The 18,045-nt window shown below is 69.0% G+C and carries 19 protein-coding genes; 11 read left to right on the plus strand and 8 right to left on the minus strand.

The annotated features are described in order from the left end of the window. A partial coding sequence (gene pdxR / locus ACXJLU_RS11545) for a MocR-like pyridoxine biosynthesis transcription factor PdxR (RefSeq protein WP_457330951.1) occupies positions 1-1,100 on the plus strand: 1,100 nt, incomplete at its 5' end. On the opposite strand, the gene ACXJLU_RS11550 is transcribed toward pdxR, so the two are convergent. Both ACXJLU_RS11550 and ACXJLU_RS11555 read right to left on the minus strand, forming a co-directional pair. Then, a complete protein-coding gene (locus ACXJLU_RS11550) occupies positions 1,087-3,579 on the minus strand; it encodes a putative bifunctional diguanylate cyclase/phosphodiesterase (RefSeq protein WP_457330953.1) in 2,493 nt (830 codons plus the stop codon). The genes pdxR and ACXJLU_RS11550 overlap by 14 nt on opposite strands. Beyond that, a complete protein-coding gene (locus ACXJLU_RS11555) occupies positions 3,576-4,205 on the minus strand; it encodes a methylamine utilization protein (protein WP_457330955.1) in 630 nt (209 codons plus the stop codon). The genes ACXJLU_RS11550 and ACXJLU_RS11555 overlap by 4 nt, the downstream gene beginning before the upstream one ends. Positions 4,206-4,502: 297 nt before the next feature. Between ACXJLU_RS11555 and ACXJLU_RS11560 the strand changes: the two genes are divergently transcribed. Continuing rightward, entirely contained in the window at positions 4,503-5,036 is a 534-nt protein-coding gene (locus ACXJLU_RS11560; RefSeq protein ID WP_457330957.1) for a CAP domain-containing protein, read from the plus strand. A 13-nt stretch (positions 5,037-5,049) separates the two neighbouring features. Here the strand turns inward: ACXJLU_RS11560 and mnmA are convergent, their stop codons facing one another. Together mnmA and ACXJLU_RS11570 are read right to left on the minus strand one after the other, a co-directional pair. Beyond that, positions 5,050-6,159: a tRNA 2-thiouridine(34) synthase MnmA gene (mnmA, locus tag ACXJLU_RS11565; protein ID WP_457331068.1), complete on the minus strand. Its 1,110-nt coding sequence runs from the start codon at positions 6,157-6,159 to the stop codon at positions 5,050-5,052. After that, the gene (locus tag ACXJLU_RS11570) at positions 6,150-6,650 is read right to left on the minus strand and encodes an NUDIX hydrolase (protein ID WP_457330959.1); all 501 of its coding nucleotides are present in this window, start codon (positions 6,648-6,650) and stop codon (positions 6,150-6,152) included. Before ACXJLU_RS11570 ends, mnmA begins: the two co-directional genes overlap by 10 nt. Positions 6,651-6,790: 140 nt before the next feature. Between ACXJLU_RS11570 and ACXJLU_RS11575 the strand changes: the two genes are divergently transcribed. Genes ACXJLU_RS11575 through ACXJLU_RS11590 form a run of 4 tightly spaced genes read left to right on the plus strand, consistent with a single transcriptional unit; the run spans position 6,791 to position 10,358 of the window. Further along, on the plus strand, positions 6,791-7,906 hold the full coding sequence (locus ACXJLU_RS11575) for a Re/Si-specific NAD(P)(+) transhydrogenase subunit alpha (protein ID WP_457330961.1): 1,116 nt from the start codon (positions 6,791-6,793) through the stop codon (positions 7,904-7,906). Further along, on the plus strand, positions 7,899-8,597 hold the full coding sequence (locus tag ACXJLU_RS11580) for a hypothetical protein (protein ID WP_457330963.1): 699 nt from the start codon (positions 7,899-7,901) through the stop codon (positions 8,595-8,597). The genes ACXJLU_RS11575 and ACXJLU_RS11580 overlap by 8 nt, the downstream gene beginning before the upstream one ends. Before the next feature lie 10 nt (positions 8,598-8,607). Next, on the plus strand, positions 8,608-8,937 hold the full coding sequence (locus ACXJLU_RS11585; protein WP_073465136.1) for an NAD(P) transhydrogenase subunit alpha part 2: 330 nt from the start codon (positions 8,608-8,610) through the stop codon (positions 8,935-8,937). Next, positions 8,934-10,358, plus strand: a complete 1,425-nt coding sequence (locus tag ACXJLU_RS11590; RefSeq protein ID WP_073465135.1) for an NAD(P)(+) transhydrogenase (Re/Si-specific) subunit beta — start codon at positions 8,934-8,936, stop codon at positions 10,356-10,358. Before ACXJLU_RS11585 ends, ACXJLU_RS11590 begins: the two co-directional genes overlap by 4 nt. Positions 10,359-10,555: 197 nt before the next feature. Here ACXJLU_RS11590 and ACXJLU_RS11595 read toward each other — a convergent pair whose 3' ends face one another. Then, positions 10,556-11,305, minus strand: coding sequence for a hypothetical protein (locus tag ACXJLU_RS11595; RefSeq protein ID WP_457330966.1), 750 nt, complete (start codon positions 11,303-11,305; stop codon positions 10,556-10,558). Continuing rightward, positions 11,302-11,499, minus strand: a complete 198-nt coding sequence (locus ACXJLU_RS11600; protein ID WP_457330968.1) for a hypothetical protein — start codon at positions 11,497-11,499, stop codon at positions 11,302-11,304. Before ACXJLU_RS11600 ends, ACXJLU_RS11595 begins: the two co-directional genes overlap by 4 nt. Before the next feature lie 174 nt (positions 11,500-11,673). Between ACXJLU_RS11600 and ACXJLU_RS11605 the strand changes: the two genes are divergently transcribed. Both ACXJLU_RS11605 and ACXJLU_RS11610 read left to right on the plus strand, forming a co-directional pair. Next, entirely contained in the window at positions 11,674-11,877 is a 204-nt protein-coding gene (locus ACXJLU_RS11605) for a hypothetical protein (protein ID WP_073465132.1), read from the plus strand. Next, positions 11,810-12,340, plus strand: a complete 531-nt coding sequence (locus ACXJLU_RS11610) for a Fic family protein (protein WP_457330970.1) — start codon at positions 11,810-11,812, stop codon at positions 12,338-12,340. The genes ACXJLU_RS11605 and ACXJLU_RS11610 overlap by 68 nt, the downstream gene beginning before the upstream one ends. 28 nt (positions 12,341-12,368) lie before the next feature. On the opposite strand, the gene ACXJLU_RS11615 is transcribed toward ACXJLU_RS11610, so the two are convergent. Then, positions 12,369-12,995 (minus strand): response regulator transcription factor, encoded by a 627-nt coding sequence (locus ACXJLU_RS11615; protein WP_073465130.1) that lies wholly within the window; start codon positions 12,993-12,995, stop codon positions 12,369-12,371. Next, entirely contained in the window at positions 12,992-14,920 is a 1,929-nt protein-coding gene (locus tag ACXJLU_RS11620; RefSeq protein WP_457330973.1) for a sensor histidine kinase, read from the minus strand. The genes ACXJLU_RS11615 and ACXJLU_RS11620 overlap by 4 nt, the downstream gene beginning before the upstream one ends. Before the next feature lie 152 nt (positions 14,921-15,072). Between ACXJLU_RS11620 and ACXJLU_RS11625 the strand changes: the two genes are divergently transcribed. Genes ACXJLU_RS11625 through ACXJLU_RS11635 form a run of 3 tightly spaced genes read left to right on the plus strand, consistent with a single transcriptional unit; the run spans position 15,073 to position 18,045 of the window. Next, positions 15,073-16,074, plus strand: a complete 1,002-nt coding sequence (locus ACXJLU_RS11625; RefSeq protein ID WP_457331070.1) for a TRAP transporter substrate-binding protein — start codon at positions 15,073-15,075, stop codon at positions 16,072-16,074. 7 nt (positions 16,075-16,081) lie between these two features. Next, positions 16,082-16,726 carry a TRAP transporter small permease gene (locus ACXJLU_RS11630; protein ID WP_073465127.1) on the plus strand — a complete coding sequence of 215 codons (645 nt, stop codon included), beginning with the start codon at positions 16,082-16,084 and terminating at the stop codon, positions 16,724-16,726. Continuing rightward, a complete protein-coding gene (locus tag ACXJLU_RS11635; RefSeq protein ID WP_073465126.1) occupies positions 16,723-18,045 on the plus strand; it encodes a TRAP transporter large permease in 1,323 nt (440 codons plus the stop codon). Before ACXJLU_RS11630 ends, ACXJLU_RS11635 begins: the two co-directional genes overlap by 4 nt.

The raw sequence follows: 18,045 nt of genomic DNA on the forward strand, positions 1-18,045 counted from the left end.
CGCCGGTCGCGTTCCGCATCGGTGCGCCGGCCACCGCCGAGTTCCCGTTCGCGCTGTGGGACCGCCTCGCGCGCGACACCGTGGCAGCGCGCCGCCGGGCCTTGTCGCAGTACACCGACCCGGCCGGCGAGCCGGTGCTGCGCGAGGCCGTCGCCCAGTGGCTGCTGGTGTCGCGCGGCATCCGCTGCGATGCGTCTCAGGTGCTGGTCACGTCGGGTTCACAGCAGGCCATCGACCTGATCGGCCGGCTGCTGCTGGACCTGGGCGACGAGGTGATGGTCGAGGACCCCGGCTACCCGGGCATCCGCGCCAACCTGCTCGGGCAGGGCGCGGTCGTGCGGCCGGTGCCGGTGGATGCCGACGGGCTGTGCATCGCGCAGGGCGCGGCCCGCTGGCCGCAGGCGCGCATGGCGGTCGTGACGCCGACGCACCAGTTCCCGATGGGCGTGCGCATGAGCCTGGCGCGCCGGCTCGCGCTGCTCGAGTGGGCGCGCATGCGGCGGGCGTGGATCGTCGAGGACGACTACGACGGCGAGTTCCAGTACGGCGCGCACCGCATGCCGGCGCTGTGCAGCCTGCCGCAGTCGGAGCGGGTGCTGTACGTCGGCACCTTCTCGAAGACGCTGCACCCGGGGCTGCGGCTCGGCTTCATCGTGACGCCGCTCGCGCTGGCGCCGGCGTTTGCCGGGGCCAAGGCAGTAACCGATCGGCACAGCCCCGGTGCTGCGCAGGACGTGCTGGCGCGCTTCATCACCGAAGGCCACCTGCTGCGCCACCTGAGGCGCATGCGCGAGTTGTATGCGCAGCGGCAGGCGCTGGTGATCGAGGCGCTGGCGAAGGCGAGCGGTGGTGCGCTGCGGCTCACGCCGAGTGCGCAGGGCATGCACCTGGCGCACGAGGACGAGGCGGGCCGGGCGGACGAGCCGCTGTCGGCGCGGGCGCAGGAGGGCGGCGTGTACCTCGCGACGCTGTCGCGCTACGCGATCGAGGCGCCGCGGCGCGGGTGGCTGTTCGGGTATGCGGGGTACGACGAGGCGGCGTTGAAGGCCGCCGCGCGGACGGTGGGCGCCCTGTTCAGGCGCCCCGTCAATGCAAGGTGATCGGAATGTCCGGCCCCTTGCCCGTCGAGATCGTCATCGCCTGGCGCGTGCTCCAGCCGGTCGACCAGCGCGCGAACTCGGCGGCCGGCATCGGGCGGCCCATGTGGAAGCCCTGGGCCTCGTCGCAGGCCAGTTCGCGCAGCAGCTCCCAGACTTGCGCGTTCTCGACGCCCTCGGCCACCACCGTGAGCCCGAGGCCGTGCGCCAGGTCGATCGTCGAGCGCACGATGCGCGCGTCGTCCAGGTCCTTCTCCATGTTGATCACGAAGGACTTGTCGATCTTCAGCTCGTCCACCGGCAGCCGCTTCAGGTACGCGAGCGACGAATAGCCGGTGCCGAAATCGTCGATCGACAGCCGGAAGCCCAATGCGCTCAGCTTGTCGAGCGTGGCCTGCGCGCGCTGCGGGTCGTCCATGATCGCGCTCTCGGTGATCTCGAGGCAGAAGGCCTCGGCCGGCACCGAATGCCGCACCAGCAGCGCGTCGAATTTCTGCGGCAGCTCCGGGTCGAGCAGGTCGCGCGTCGACAGATTGACCGAGATCGTCAGCGTCTGCCCGCTGTCGTGCAGCCGCTTCCACATCTGCGCGGTCTGCTCGAAGATCCACAGCGTCAGCACCCGGATGAAGCCGGTCTGCTCGGCGAACGGGATGAACTCCATCGGCGGCAGCAGCCCGCGGCGCGGGTGCTGCCAGCGCACCAGCGCCTCGGCACCGACCACGCGCGCATTGTTCAGCGCCAGCTTGGGCTGCAGGTACAGCCGCAGCTCATCGTGGTCGACCGCGTGGCGCAGCTCGCTCAGCAGCGACAGCGTCTGCGAGCTCGCGGCGTCGAGCGCCGGGTCGTAGACCATCGGTCCGTCGTGGTGGCGCTTCGCGATGTACATCGCGACCTCGGCGCGGCTCAGCAGCACGTCGGCGTCGTCGGCATGCTGCGGCCAGTTCGCGAGGCCCAGGCTCGCGCTGATGTCGACCGTCTGGTCTTCCAGCGTCAGCGCGGCATCGAAGGCCTGCTGGATGCGCTTGGCCACGGTGCCGGTCAGCGCCAGGTCGGTCGCGGGGTCGAGCCCGGCCAGCAGCACCGCGAACTCATCGCCGCCCAGCCGCGCGACCAGGTCGCCGCCGCGCACCGCCTGCTGCGTCAGCCGCTCGGCCACGCCGCGCAGCAGCAGGTCGCCGAAGCGGTAGCCAAGCACGTCGTTGACATGCTTGAAGCGGTCGAGGTCGAGCATGATCACCGACACCGTGCGGCCGGCCTTCCCGGCCGCGACGATCGCGTCGCGCACCGCGTTGCGGAACTGCAGCCGGTTCGGCAGCGCGGTCAGCGGGTCCCAGTAGGCGAGCTTCAGGATCTCGTCCTGCTGCTCGCCGATGTTCTCGCGCATGCGTTCGAACGCGCGGGCCACGTCGCCCAGCTCGTCGCTGCGGTCCAGGCCGCGCAGCGGCGTCGAGTAGTCGCCGGCGCCGAGCCGTTCGGCCGCGGTCGCGAGGCGGCGCAGCGGCGTGGTCACGTGGCGCGCGGTCAGCACGCTGCCGATGCCGAACACCAGCACGCTGACCAGCGTCAGCGCGGCCAGCCCCAGCTGCAGCTGGCGGTAGGGCGCGACCGCATCGTCGACCGAGCGCAGCAGCAGCGCCGAGACGGCGGCGCCGTCGTGTTCGGCGAGCATCACGGTGCGGCCGCTGTATTCGTTGTCGAGCAGGCTCAGCGTCATCGCCGCCGAGCTGGCGGCTTCGGTGCGGCCGTTCACGCGGTCCAGCGACAGCGCGGCCTGCTTCTCCAGCGGGTCGCGCGTGGCCAGCGGCAGCGTCGAGACCGCGGTGGACCATCTGGCCGACGCGTCGGCGCGCACCTGCAGGCTGACCTGCAGCGACGACAGCGCGTGCATGTCGTCGACCAGCCGCTGGWCGATCGGGAAACCCATCAACACCCAGCCGACGACGACGGGTGCGCGCATCGGCACCATCACCAGCTGGAACGGGCGCTGGCCGAGCACGACGATCTCGCTGGCGCGCTTGGACGCGAGGGCCCGCGCGGCCAGCCGCTGCGTGACCGGCAGCAGCTCCTGCAGACCAGGCTGGGCGGCGGCGCGCAGGTGGAATTCGGTGTCGAGCAGCGCGGTGACGGTGGCGCCGATGCGCTCGCCGTGGTTGGCCAGCACTGACGCGATGGTGTTGGCATCGTTGCTGCTGACGGCGGCGCGGAAGCCGTAGTCGGCCGCCAGCAGGCTCGCGCCTTCGGCGAGCTTCTGCGCGTTCTGGTCGAGCACGCGGGTCAGCACGCGTTCGCCGACCTGCAGCTCTTCGGTGATCGAGGCCCGCGCGTTGCGGTCGATGCTGGCGCGGATCGCGAAGAAGCTCGCGGCCTGCACCAGCAACAGCAGCCCGAGGAACAGCACGACGATGCGCGTGCCGAGCGAGCTGCCGATCCAGCGCGGCCACTGGGTCGGGTGCAGCAGGGCGCTTAGCGGTGTCGGCGTCATGGGGCGCTCCCCGCGGCCACCGGCAGCTGGAGGCCGGCGTTGAGGTCGGCCGCGCCGATCGCGAGCGCCTGCGGCGCCGGCTCCTGGCCGGGCGCGACGCCGGCGTGCCAGCCGCGCAGCCGGTAGCTGCCGGGCGGGATGCCGTCGAGGCGCGCACGGCCGTCGGCGCCGGTGCGGGCGTGGTACGGCGTGTCGACGACGACGACCCAGGCGCTCATCTGGTCATGGATGTTGCAGCCGAGCACCGCGGCACCGGGCTTGTCGAACACCACCGGCGCATTCGGCACGCCGGCGTAGAGCTTCAGTTCGAAGGTCTTGATCGGCGAGAACGAGTAGACGTGGTGCCGCACGGTGTCGAAGTTCGGGAAGGTGACCGGCGTGCCGACCGTGACGACGGTCAGCGACGGGTGGAACTGGCGCTTGCTCTGCGAGATCTCGACGCCGGCCATCGGCTTGACCGGCAGCTTGCCGCCGGCGGGCTCCAGCATCACCACCGCGTCGACCAGCGGGCGGCCCGCCGGATCGGCCACCGCGACGCTGACGACGGCGCCGTGCGCGGCGGCGGCCAGCGACAGCGCCGTGGCGCAGAGGCTGTGTCGGGTCAGGGAGGGAAGGCGCAAACGCATGGTGGGCGGGAACTCGGGGTCGATGGGAACCGGTGCAGCGAAAGCCGCATCGTCTTCGGATATCGGCGGGCCATCGACCGACTGAAGCCGACGCTACCCCGGCAGCGCCGCCGAACGTGCACTGCGGCATCCGACGCCCGGCCTGCGCGTGCTTTGCATCACGCTTCGGGCCGCCGCAGGCGTCGGGTCAGCAAACGCTTACGTTTCGGGCGTGTTGCGTCGTCCGGGGGCGTTTAGGCTGTGAGCCCCCGGTTTTGGATATAGATCTTGTCGACCTCCTCACGACGCGCCCGCCTGGTGGCACCCTGGTTGATGTTCCTTGCGGCCTGCGGCGGCAGCAGCGATTCCGGCACGGCCGACGCCGCCACGCCGGCACCGCCCCCCGCGGCCTCCGGCACCTGCGACATCCTCGATTTCAACGCGCAGATGCTGGCGCGCATCAACGCCTTCCGCGCCAGCGCGCAGAGCTGCGGCACGTCGGGCAACTTCACGGCGGCGCCGGCGCTGGCCTGGAACGACAAGCTGACGCAGGCCGCCGCGGGCCATTCGCAGGACATGGCGACGAAGAACTACTTCTCGCACACCAGCCAGGACGGCCGCAGCGTCTCCGACCGCGTCGCCGCGGTTGGCTACACCTGGAGCCAGCTGGGCGAGAACATCGCCGCCGGCCAGAACAGCATCGACAGCGTGATGACCACCTGGCAGAACAGTGCCGGGCATTGCGCGAACCTGATGAGCAAGAACTTCACGCAGGTCGGCGTGGCCTGCGTGCCGGGCGCGACCGGTGCCGCCTACAGCCGCTACTGGACGATGGACCTGGGCAAGCCCTGAGCTTGGCTGCGTTTCAGGCGGCGCTCGCGATCACGCCGCCACCGAGGCAGACCTCGCCGTCGTACAGCACGGCCGACTGCCCGGGCGTCACGGCCCACTGCGCGCTGCCGAAGTTCAGGTTGAAGCCCGCCGCGCTGCCGCCATCGAGTGCGCAGCCGGCATCCGCTTGGCGGTAGCGCGTCTTCGCGGCCATCGCGCCGGGCTGCGGCGCCACGCCGGCCACCCAGCTCGCATCGTCCGCCGTCAGCGCATGCGACTGCAGCCACGGATGCTCATGCCCTTGCACGATGTACAGCGTGTTGGCCGCCATGTCCTTGCGGGCGACGAACCACGGCGCGTGCTCGCTGCCGCCCTTCGCGGCGCCCTTGTCCTTCAGCCCACCGATGCCGATGCCCTTGCGCTGCCCCAGCGTGTAGAACGACAGCCCGACGTGCTCGCCGATCACGCGGCTGCGGTCGTCCTTGATCGGGCCCGGCTTGTTGGACAGGTAGCGGTTCAGGAACTCACGGAACGGCCGCTCGCCGATGAAGCAGATGCCGGTCGAATCCTTCTTGGCCGCATTCGGCAGCCCGATCTCGGCCGCGATGCGGCGCACCTCGGTCTTCGGCAGCTCGCCGACCGGGAACAGCGTCTTGCTCAGCTGCGCCTGGTTCAGCCGGTGCAGGAAGTAGCTCTGGTCCTTCAGCGGGTCCAGCCCCTTCAGCAGCTCGAAGCGGCCATCGCGCTCGCGCACCCGCGCATAGTGCCCGGTCGCGATCTTCTCGGCGCCCAGGCGCATCGCATGGTCGAGGAAGGCCTTGAACTTGATCTCGGCATTGCACARCACGTCGGGGTTCGGCGTGCGGCCGGCCTGGTACTCGCGCAGGAACTCGGCGAACACCCGGTCCTTGTAGTCGGCCGCGAAGTTCACATGCTCGATCTCGATGCCCAGCACGTCGGCGACGCTCGCGGCGTCGAGAAAATCCTGGCGCGTCGAGCAGTATTCGTCGTCGTCATCGTCCTCCCAGTTCTTCATGAAGATGCCGATGACCTCGTGCCCCTGCTGCTTCAGCAGGTGGGCACTGACGGCGGAATCGACGCCGCCGGACAGCCCGACGACGATGCGTTGCTTCTTCACTTCGATGGGACCGCAAAGACCGACTCGTCGGTCGTGATGAGGGACAGCGGGAGGTTCACGCCCGCCAGGTGGTCGTCGACGCAGCGCAGCAGCAGCGGGCTGCGGTGCCGGTGCACGCTCGCGCGGATCTCGTCGGGCGTCATCCACAGCGCCCGCACGATGCCGGTGTCGAGCGCGCGCGACGGGTCGGGCTCGCCGACCGTGCCGCGGAACGCGATGCGCAGGTAGGTGGTGTCGCGCCCGGCCTCGCGCTCCGTGCCGGCGCGCTGCGAGCGCGACAGGTAGATGCCGACGATGCCGGTCGGCACGAACGCGCGGGCGGTTTCCTCGAGCGCTTCGCGCACCACGCCTTGCAGCGGCGATTCGCCCGGATCGAGGTGGCCGGCCGGGTTGTTCAGGCACAGGCCGTCGGACGTGTGCTCCTCCACCAGCAGGAAGCGGCCCAGGTGTTCGACGATCGCGGCAACGGTGACGCTGGGTTTCCAACGGGAGGACATCCGGCGGATTTTAAGGGCGGGTGTTGTGGCCCTGCATCGCGTGAGGGCGTGTGCCGGTTGTGAGCGCGAAAGCTTTGTGTAAGCTCTCGCGCCAGTTACAGCACAACCTGCAGCACAACAACATACCCGAGGAGTCCGCCATGTTGATAGGGGTCCCGCTGGAAACAGCGGCTGGGGAAACGCGCGTTGCCGCGACTCCGGAGACGGTCAAGAAGCTCAAGGCGCAGGGCCATGTGCTGCGCGTGCAGTCGGGTGCGGGCATCGCCGCCAGCGTCACCGACGAGGCCTATGCGGCGGCCGGCGCCGAGATCGTCGACCGGGCCGGCGCCTTCGGTGCCGAGCTGGTGCTGAAGGTGCGTGCACCGTCGGTGGACGAGCTGCCGCTGCTGAAGACCGGCACCGCGCTGGTCGGCATGCTGAACCCGTTCGACCGCGACGGGCTGCAGCGCCTGGCCGAGGCCGGGCTCACCAGCTTCGCGCTCGAGGCCGCGCCGCGCACCACGCGGGCGCAGAGCATGGACGTGCTGTCGTCGCAGGCCAACCTGGCCGGCTACAAGGCGATCATGATCGCGGCCGACCGCTACCAGCGCATCTTCCCGATGCTGATGACGGCGGCCGGCACCGTGAAGGCGGCGCGCGTCGTGATCCTCGGTGTCGGCGTGGCCGGGCTGCAGGCGATCGCGACCGCGAAGCGCCTGGGTGCGGTGATCGAGGCGAGCGACGTGCGGCCTTCGGTGAAGGAGCAGGTCGAGTCGCTGGGCGCGAAGTTCATCGACGTGCCGTACGAGACCGCCGAAGAGAAGGAAGCGGCCGAAGGCGTCGGCGGCTATGCGCGGCCGATGCCGCAGAGCTGGCTCGACCGGCAGAAGGTCGAGGTGGCCAAGCGCGTCGCGGCGGCCGACATCGTCGTCACCACCGCGCTGATCCCAGGCCGGGCCGCGCCGGTGCTGGTCACCGAGGAGATGGTGAAGGCGATGAAGCCGGGCTCGGTGATCGTCGACCTGGCGGCGGCGCAGGGCGGCAACTGCCCGTTGACCGAGGCCGGGAAGATCGTGGTCAAGCACGGCGTCACGCTGGTCGGCGAGACCAACCTGCCGGCGCTGGTGGCGGCCGACGCGAGCGCGCTGTATGCGCGCAACGTGCTCGACTTCCTGAAGCTCGTGCTGACGAAGGAAGGCACGTTCCACGTGCCGATGGACGACGACATCGTCGTGGCCTGCCTGGTGTCGAAGGACGGCAAGGTGCAACGTGCCTGACGCGATGCGCGTGCCGGGCCGTGCGTTGCTCTGCGCGATGCTCGCACTGTCGGTGTGTGGCGTGAGCCTCGCCGCCGACGACGTGTCGGTGCGGGTCAACGTCGGCCGGCGCTCGATGCTGCTGCCGGCGGGCTACACGGCCACCGGTGAACGGCTGGCGGCCGAGAACAGCGACATTGGCGTGAAGGACGTCGAGCGCGTGCTGACGAGCATCACGACCCCCACGGGGCGCAAGCTGGTGCTGCTGTTGCAGGCTATCGACGCCGCGGGACTGTTCGAGTGGGATTCCCAGTGCAGCCGCCTGAAGTCGGATGAGCAGCAGTTCGTCTACAGCCCGTTCCACTCGATGCGCGATGAATGCGTGATCGTCGTCGGTTCGGTCGAGTTGACGGAGGTGCTGCAGAAGGTGGTGCCCGAGTCGAAGGCCTCGCAGGCCGTGCTGGATGAGGGCGCCGTCGGCTACTTCATTCGCGCTCAGTACGCGGTGCCGACCGGCTCGATGCTGTCGGCCCTGGTGTTCCTGCCCGAGCCGTTCTCCGGCGCCGTGCCCGGCGGCAAGCGGCCGGCCAACGATTCGGGCCTGCCGGACGAGGTCGTCGCCTGGGCGCTGAACCTGGGCCGCGAGGTGCAGGACGGCGTGCGGTCGTTCAGCGGCGACTGGCACCTGCCCCCGATCAACGAGAAAGAGTGAGGAGAAGACCATGGATCCCGTGAGCCATACCCTGACCAACCTGATCATCTTCGTGCTGGCGATCTACGTCGGCTACCACGTGGTGTGGACCGTCACGCCGGCGCTGCACACGCCGCTGATGGCGGTGACGAACGCGATCTCGGCGATCGTGATCGTCGGCGCGATGCTCGCCGCGGCGCTCACCGAGACGACGCTCGGCAAGACGATGGGCGTGCTGGCGGTCGCGCTGGCGGCCGTCAACGTGTTCGGCGGCTTCCTCGTGACGCGGCGCATGCTGGAGATGTTCCGCAAGAAGGAAAAGAAGGCGATCGCCGTGGTGCCGAAGGAGGGCTCGCAATGAGCATGAACCTGGTGACGCTGCTGTACCTGGTGGCCAGCGTCTTCTTCATCCAGGCCTTGAAGGGCTTGTCGCACCCGACCACGTCGATCCGCGGCAACCTGTTCGGCATGGCCGGCATGGCGATCGCGGCACTGACCACGGCGGCGCTGATCGTCAAGCTGGCGGATGGCAACGCGCTCGGCCTCGGCTGGGTGCTGCTCGGCCTGCTGGTGGGCGGCACGGCCGGCACGGTGATGGCCAAGCGGGTCGAGATGACCAAGATGCCGGAGCTGGTCGCCTTCATGCACAGCATGATCGGCCTGGCCGCGGTGTTCATCGCGGTCGCCGCGGTGGCCGAGCCGCATGCGTTCGGCATCGTCGCGAAGGGCGAGCCGATCCCGGCCGGCAACCGGCTGGAGCTGTTCCTCGGCGCGGCGATCGGGGCGGTGACGTTCAGCGGCTCGGTGATCGCGTTCGGCAAGCTGTCGGGCAAGTACAAGTTCCGGCTGTTCCAGGGCGCACCGGTGCAGTTCGCGGGGCAGCACGTGCTGAACCTGCTGCTGGGCCTCGCGACCGTCGGCCTGGGCCTGGTGTTCGTGTTCACCGAGAGCTGGCCGGCCTTCTTCGGCATGCTGGCGCTGGCCTTCGTGATGGGCGTGCTGATCATCATCCCGATCGGCGGCGCCGACATGCCGGTGGTGGTGTCGATGCTGAACAGCTACTCGGGCTGGGCAGCGGCGGGCATCGGCTTCAGCCTGAACAACAGCATGCTGATCATTGCCGGCTCGCTGGTGGGGTCGTCGGGCGCGATCCTGAGCTACATCATGTGCAAGGCGATGAACCGCTCGTTCTTCAACGTGATCCTGGGCGGCTTCGGCGGCGAGGCCGGCACGGTGGCCGCCGGCGCGCAGGCGCAGCGCAGCGTGAAGAGCGGCAGCGCCGACGACGCGGCCTTCGTGCTCGGCAACGCCGAGACGGTGGTGATCGTGCCTGGCTACGGGCTGGCGGTGGCGCGGGCGCAGCATGCGGTGAAGGAGCTGGCGGCGAAGCTGACGGCCAAGGGCATCACGGTGAAGTACGCGATCCACCCGGTGGCCGGGCGCATGCCGGGGCACATGAACGTGCTGCTGGCCGAGGCCGAGGTGCCGTACGACCAGGTGTTCGAGATGGAGGACATCAATGGCGAGTTCGGCCAGGCCGATGTCGCGATCATCCTGGGCGCGAACGACGTGGTGAACCCTGCGGCGCACATCAAGGGCAGCCCGATCTACGGGATGCCGATCCTCGAGGCCTACAAGGCCAAGACGGTGATCGTCAACAAGCGGTCGATGGCGGCCGGGTATGCGGGGCTCGACAACGAGCTGTTCTACATGGACAAGACGATGATGGTGTTTGGGGATGCGAAGAAGGTCGTCGAGGACATGGTCAAGGCTGTCGAGTAGGCTTCGGCGCGACAAAGGCGCGTGGCCAAACAACCGTTCGCCCTGAGCTTGTCGAAGGGTTGGTGCCGCGGCGCGCTGGACATCCCCGCGCACGGTCACCGGGCCTTCGACAAGCTCAGTCCGAACGGGATACTGGCACCCGGCGAGCCCCTCACCCCCGCCTGCGCCTTTGCTCGCGCCAATGGCGCCCCGAGACCCTACGAGTCGACCAGATCCACGTACTGGATGTTGATGTTCTTGATCTCGCTGAACTTCACCGCGAACGTGTCGCCGGGGATCGGGGTCAGGAACTCGGGCTCGGCCGTGCCGGCGAAGTCGGGCACCACGCCGCGGAACGCCGAGGCCAGCACCAGCGCGTCGGGGGCCTTGGTCTTCTCGTCGAACGAGAAGTAGCTCAGGATCCCGCTGTACAGCACCGGCGTATCGCCGACCTGCACCAGCACGTCGACCACCACCGTGCGCCCGTCCCGGTTCGAGCGGTTCTCTCCGGTCAGGATGTAGTGCCATGGCGGCTTGAAGCGCAGGAAGCGGTGGCGGATGTCCAGCCCGCGGCGCTCGATCGCCGTGTTGATCGCCAAGCCCGCCACCAGCGGCAGCGTGAAGATGCTGATGAAGTAGACCGCGTTGAACCACAGCGCGCCGCCGATCGCCGCTTCGGCCGCGAGATACGGCGCGGTCGCGTTGTTCAGCGTCAGCAGCGCAAAGAAGTCGCGCGCCGCCGGCTGGCAGGCGCAGCCGCCGAGCAGCGCCCACGCATGGATCGCCAGCAGCCACCCGGTGTGCAGCAGCGCCGACACCAGCACCGCGGCAATCGCATGGCCGGTCATCGAGCCGGAGATCACCGGGATCTCGCCGTTGTCCCGGATCTTGCCGGTCACCGCCAGCACGAAGATCGCGCCCGGCAGGTAGATCAGCAACAGCAGGAAGGCCTGGAACGCGAAGTTCAAGGTTTCTGGACGGCCGGCGGCGTCGCGGGAAGCACCCTCAGGTGCACGACCTTGCCGGTCGCGTCTTCAAGCTCGATCCTGCGGCCTTCGTCCTTCTGCGGACGGCTGGCGATCAGCTGGCGCCGGTACTCCTGGCGCTTCTGCGGGTCGCTCAACAAGGCCCGGACCACCGGATTGATGTTGACACTGGGCATGCCCCGAAATGTACGGTCAAACGGGCGATGCCGCGAAAAACCGCCGTGTCGGTGGAACCATCACACGGTGGACGTTACACCAGGCGGTCTCCAACCATTGATTCACGGCGGGATGTCCCGCATTCTTGGGGTGCTGACGAGTGCACCCAAAACCTCCAGCAGAGGAGAGCAGCCATGAACGTCTTTCTGGGGCTGAAGACCAGCCCCGAATTGTTGAGCAAGCTGAAGCAGACCGTGGGGCGCAAATCGTCCGCGGCAGAAATCCTGGAACAACGGGTTTCGTTCGTCTTCGGGTCGTTGAAGCCCGGCAGTGGCATCACGCGCGAGAGAGTTCGCCAGATCCTCCTCGAACACGACGGACGCGTGGACAAGACGTGATCTTGTTCGACCTGGTGGGGGACGACGACATGCCTACGCCGGCGAATACAGGCCCTGCCAGGTTTTCGTCGTCGAACACGAGCCTCCACCGCACTATCGGGTTCAAGCGTTGATGGATGACTTCGTCAACACGGTCAACCGGGAGTGGGAGATGGCAGACCCCGTCGGTCTCGCCGCTTTCGTCCTGTGGCGATTGAATTGGGTTCACCCGTTCATCAACGGCAACGGGCGTACCGCGAGAGCGGCGTGCTATTTCGTGCTGTGCGTCAAGGCGCAGCAGTGGTTGTCCGGCGCCACCATTCTTCCGGAGCTCATCAGCCGGGAGCGCCAGCGCTACGAATTCGGCCTGCGGCATGCTGACGAATCCACGGTCGCCGGTGCCGTTGACTTGGCCCCGTTGCATGAGCTCCTGGTCGACTTGCTGAAAGAGCAAATCGCCGGCGCATCGTCAGCCACGCCATAGCACCGCGTCTTGCGTCGGAAGCTGGTCGTCAGCCCGCTGGTGCTGCCAGCACCGTGGCCACCTCCGCCGCCGAGCGCACGCCGAGCTTCGCGTACACCCGCGCCCGGTGCACCTCGACCGTCCGCACCGACACGTGCAGCTCGTCGGCGATCACCTTGTTCAGCTTGCCGGCCGCCACGCGCAGCATCACCTCGTGCTCGCGCTCGGTCAGGCTCGACAGCCGCGCCTGCCGCTCGGCCACTTGCGCGCCCTGGCGCTGCATCGCGGCATCGACCGCCAGCGCCTGCGTCACGCGGTCGGCCAGCGCGTTGTCGACGTACGGCTTCTCGAGGAAATCGAACGCACCCTTCTTCAGCGCCTCGACCGCCATCGGGATGTCGCCATGCCCGCTCAGGAACAGCACCGGGTTGCGCAGCCCGCGCGCGATCAGTTCGTCGTGCAGCCGCGGGCCTGACATCGGCTCCATCCGGATGTCGAGCAGGAACACGCCGGGCAACGGCCGCGGCGCGGCGTCCAGGGTCGCGAGCAGCGCCGGGCCGCTGCCGTGCGGCCGCACGTCGAGGCCGTGCGACGACAGCAGGAAGCCGAGCGCGTCCAGCACCACCGCCTCGTCGTCGACCAGGTAGACCACGCCAGCGCTCGTGCCAGGGTTCATGTGCCTTCCTCCGCCGAGAGTTCCGAAGTCGACAGGTCCACCGGCAGCGTCAGCGCGAAGACGGCGCCGCCGCCCGGCGCATCGGTCGCGTCGAACATGCCGTGATGCGCCTCGATGATCGAGCGGCAGATCGCCAGGCCCATGCCCATGCCTTCTGCCTTGGTCGAGAAGAACGGCGCGCACAGCGCCTCGATGCCGAACCCGCCGAGGCCTGGGCCGTTGTCGCGCACGTCGATGCGCACGAAGCGACCGTCGGCACTCAGCGAGCTGCCGGCCACGATGCGGCGCTCGCCCGCCTGGTGGGCCAGCGCATCGCCGGCGTTGCGCACCAGGTTGATCACCACCTGCTCGATCAGCACCGCATCGGCCACGATCACCGGCAGCGCCGCATCGAGTTGCAACACCACCTGCACCTGCTGGCGCTGCAGCTCGCGGCGCAGCAGCGCGACACCGCCCTCGATCACCGCGTTCAGCGCGCACGGTTCCAGCCGCGGCTCGCGCCGGGTCAGGAATTCGCGGATGCGCTGCACGATCGCGCCGGCATGGGCTGCCTGTTCGCCCAAGCGCTTCAGCGCCCGCATCACCACCGGGTCGGGGGCCGGCAGCTTCTGCATCGAGTTCATCACGCCGGCGTTGTAGCTCGCGATCGCCGTCAGCGGCTGGTTCAGCTCGTGCGCCAGCGTCGACGCCACCTCGCCCAGCATCGTCAACCGCGCATGGTGGGCCATGGTCTCGGTCTGGCGGCGCTCGCGCTCCTCGAGCCGGCGTCGTTCGGTCATGTCGAGGATCGAGCCCATCCAGCCGATGTGCACGCCGCGCGCATCGACCAGCGGCGCCTCGAACACCATCACGTCGAACAGCCGCCCGTCGCGGTGGCGCCAGCGCGCCTCGTAGCCTTCGCGCGGCGCCTGGCCGGCCATGTTGCGCAGGTGGCGCTGCATGATCTCCTCGTGCGAGTCGGCCGGCCAGTACGGCATCGGCGGCAGCAGGCCGACCAGCTCATGCGGCTCGTAGCCCACCATGTCGGCGAGCGTGCGGTTCACGTAGACGAGCCGGCCTTCGAGGTCGCGGGCGCGCAGGCCCACCGTCAGCGAGTCCTCCATCGCCTGGCGCCACGCCGCCTCGGTGCGCCACGCCGCCTCGGCGCGCGACACGCCGTGCATCTGCCGGCGCAGCATCCAGGTGATCGCGGCGATCAGCGCGACGAAGCCGGCCACCATCGCGACCGGCAGGCCGTGGTACCACGGCGGCACCACGTCGCGCGCGGTCAGCTCGAGCCAGCTGTCGGCCAGCGCCGGCGCCATGCTGATGCGCCAGCTTTGATGGCCCTCCAGCGGCCGGTCTTCGGTGGTCGACGCGATCACCGCATCGAAGCCGTCGAGCAGCCGCACGTCGTAGGTGCGGGCCAGCCACCACGGCACCGTCTGGCGCAGCATCTCGCCGGGCGAGTAGCGGGCCACCAGCGTGCCGCCGGACGCGAGCGGTGCCGACAGGTGGGCCGACAGGCCGGGGCCGCTGCGCGCGCCGTCCGGGCCGTCGGGCAGTTGCGCGACCAGCCGGTTGGCGGCATCGAGCCAGGTCAGGCTGATCCAGAAGCGGTGCAGGCCCTGCTGCGCCTCGGGCAGCGTCGCGAGCGCCTGCGGGCCGGCGTTGCGGTGATCCAGCCGCGTCGCGACATCCTTCAGCAGCAGCGACTCGCGCTCGATGCGTGCGCTGGCCTGCGTCTCGAGCGACAGCGCGTCGGAGACCAGCGCTGTGCGCTGCTCCTCCAGGTCGGCCTGCTCGGTGGCGCGCAGCCACAGCAGCACGCCGGCCACGAAGACCAGCGACAGCAGCAGCGGCAGCGCCCACAGCCCGCGCCGCGCCGGCGGACGCGGCGGCAGGGCGAGCGCGGGGTGGCGGGGTGGATCGGCCGGTGCGGGCATGGCGCGAAGTCTAGGTTGGCAGGCGGCGGGCGGGCCGGTCGCGGGCGATCTGTGGCACCGAAATGTGGAACTCCACAACTACCCGCGCCCCGGGCCGCCGACCAGAATCCGGCCGCAGTACAGACCATCGGAGACAAGACATGACGCATTCCATGACGCGCCGCAGTGCGCTCGCCGCCGCCGCATTGGCCGTGGCCGCCCCGACCACCTTCGCGCAAGCGCCGATCGTCATCAAGTTCAGCCACGTCGTCGCCCCCGACACGCCCAAGGGCAACGGCGCGCAGCGCTTCAAGGAACTGGCCGAGCAGCGCAGCGGCGGCCGCGTGAAGGTGGACGTCTACCCGAACAGCCAGCTCTACAAGGACAAGGAAGAGATGGAGGCGCTGCAGCTCGGCTCGGTGCAGATGCTCGCGCCGTCGCTCGCCAAGTTCGGCCCGCTGGGCGTCAAGGAATTCGAGGTCTTCGACCTGCCGTTCATCTTCAAGGACCAGGCGGCGTTCCGCGCGGTTACCGAGGGGCCCGTTGGCACCGACCTGTTCAAGAAGCTCGAGCCCAAGGGCGTCAAGGGCCTCGCGTACTGGGACAACGGCTTCCACATCATGAGTGCCAACAAGCCGCTGCACAAGGTGGCCGACTTCAGGGGCCTGAAGATGCGCATCCAGAGCTCGAAGGTGCTCGATGCCGAGATGCGCGCGCTCGGCGCGGTGCCGCAGGTGATGGCCTTCAGCGAGCTGTACCAGGCGCTGCAGTCCGGCGTGGTCGACGGCTGCGAGGGCGTGCCGTCGAACTTCTACACGCAGAAGACCTACGAGGTGCAGAAGCACACGACGATCTCGAACCACGGCCACCTGGCCTATGCGGTGATCGTCAACAAGAAGTTCTGGGACGGGCTGCCGGCCGACATCCGCACGATCCTCGAAGGCGCGCTGAAAGAGGCGACCGCGTTCGCCAACGACATGGCGACCAAGGAGAACATCGACGACCTCGAGAAGATGCGCGCGAGCGGCAAGACCACGATCTACACGCCGACGGCCGCCGAGCTCGACGAGTGGAAGAAGGCGCTGATGCCGGTGCACAAGGAGATGGCGTCGCGCGTGGGCCAGTCGACCATCGACGCGGTCTACAAGGCCGCCGGCTTCGTGCCGGCGAAGTAGGCCCGCCATGGTCGCGCCGGTGCTGCGGTCCGTGAACCGCTTCCTCGACCACCTCGAGGAATGGCTGATCGCCACCCTGATGGGTGCGGCGACGCTGCTGATCTTCGTCGCCGTGGTGCACCGCTATGCGGCCGCCGCGCACTACCCGCCCGTGTTGCAGCCGGTGCAGGATTTCCTGCTCGGCCTGAACCTCAGCTGGGCGCAGGAGCTGTGCATCTACATGTTCGTGTGGATGGCAAAGTTCGGCGCGGCCTACGGCGTGCGCCACGGCACGCACGTCGGCGTCGACACGCTGGTGCGCGCGCTGCCGCCGGCGCAGGCACGCTGGCTCACGCTGGTCGGGCTGCTCGGCGGCGTGGTGTTCACCGGCGTGGTCGGCACGATGGGCGCGGTGTTCGTCTGGGACAACGGCTTCCACCACGCGCTGTTCACCACCTTCGGCTGGGATGTGGGCGACGTGCCCGAGGGCCCGACCTCGCCCGACCTGGAGGTGCCGACCTGGATCCCGTACGCCTGCATCCCGCTGGCGTCGTACCTGATGTGTTTCCGCTTCCTGCAGGTGATGTGGGCCTTCTGGCGGCGCGGCGAGCTGCCGCACCATGAGGTCGCGCACGTGGAAGGCCTGGACGACGAAGCCGGAGTGGCCGCATGAACGCCTTGATCATCTTCGGCCTGCTGGTGCTGCTGATGCTGACCGGCATGCCGGTCTCCATCGCGCTCGGCCTCACGGTGCTGGGTTTCTTCTTCGGCATGACCAACGAGCCGATCGCGTCGATCGGGCTCAAGCTGTTCTCGGGGCTCGAGAAGTTCGAAATCATGGCGATCCCGTTCTTCATCCTGGCCGGCAACTTCCTGACCAACGGGGGGGCGGCGCGGCGGATGATCCACTTCGCGTCGACGATGGTCGGGCACTTCTACGGCGGGCTCGGGCTGGCCGGCGTGCTGGCCTGTGCGCTGTTCGCGGCGATCTCGGGCTCGTCGGTCGCCACGGTGGTGGCGGTCGGCACCATCCTTCTGCCGGCGATGCAGAAAGCCGGCTACCCGAAGCGCTTCTCGGCCGGCGTGATCACCACCTCGGGCGCGTTGGGCATCCTGTTCCCGCCGTCGATCAACCTGGTGATCTTCTCGATCGCGACCAACGGCATGAACGCGACCGGGCCGGACGGCCAGCCGGTGGCGACCGCGTCGGTCGGCGACCTGTTCATCGCCGGCGTGCTGCCCGGGCTGCTGCTGTCGCTGCTGCTGGGCGTGACCACCTGGTACCGGGCGCGCAAGTTCGACTACCCGCGGCTGCCGCGCGCCAGCTGGGGCGAGCGCTGGAAGGCGTTCCGCGACGCGTTCTGGGGCATCGCGCTGATCGTGATCGTGATCGGCGGCATCTACTCCGGCATCTTCACGCCGACCGAGGCGGCTGCCATCGCGGCGGTGTATGCCTTCGTGATCTCGGTCTTCATCTACAAGGACCTGAAGCTGCGCGACGTGCCGAAGGTGCTGCGCAACGCGGCCGCGATGAGCTCGATGCTGCTGTACATCATCACGAACGCGGTGCTGTTCTCGTTCCTGCTGACCTCCGAGCAGATCCCGCAGTCGATGGCGGCGTGGATGACGGGGCAGGGCTTCGGCGTGGTGGTGTTCCTGCTGCTGGTCAACATCATCCTGCTGGTGGCCGGCAACTTCATGGACCCGTCGGCGATCGTGCTGATCATGGCGCCGATCCTGTACCCGGTGGCCTGCAAGCTGGGCGTCAACCCGATCCACCTGGGCATCCTGATGGCGGTGAACATGGAGGTCGGCATGTGCCACCCGCCGGTCGGGCTGAACCTGTATGTCGCGTCGGGCATCAGCAAGATGGGCATCACCGAGCTGACGATCGCGGTGTGGCCGTGGCTGCTGACGATGATCGGGTTCCTGATCCTCGTGACCTACTGGCCGGCACTCTCGCTGACGCTGCCGCACCTGCTGGCGCGCTGA

It is taken from the genome of Rhizobacter sp. P5_C2 (genome assembly GCF_054049715.1).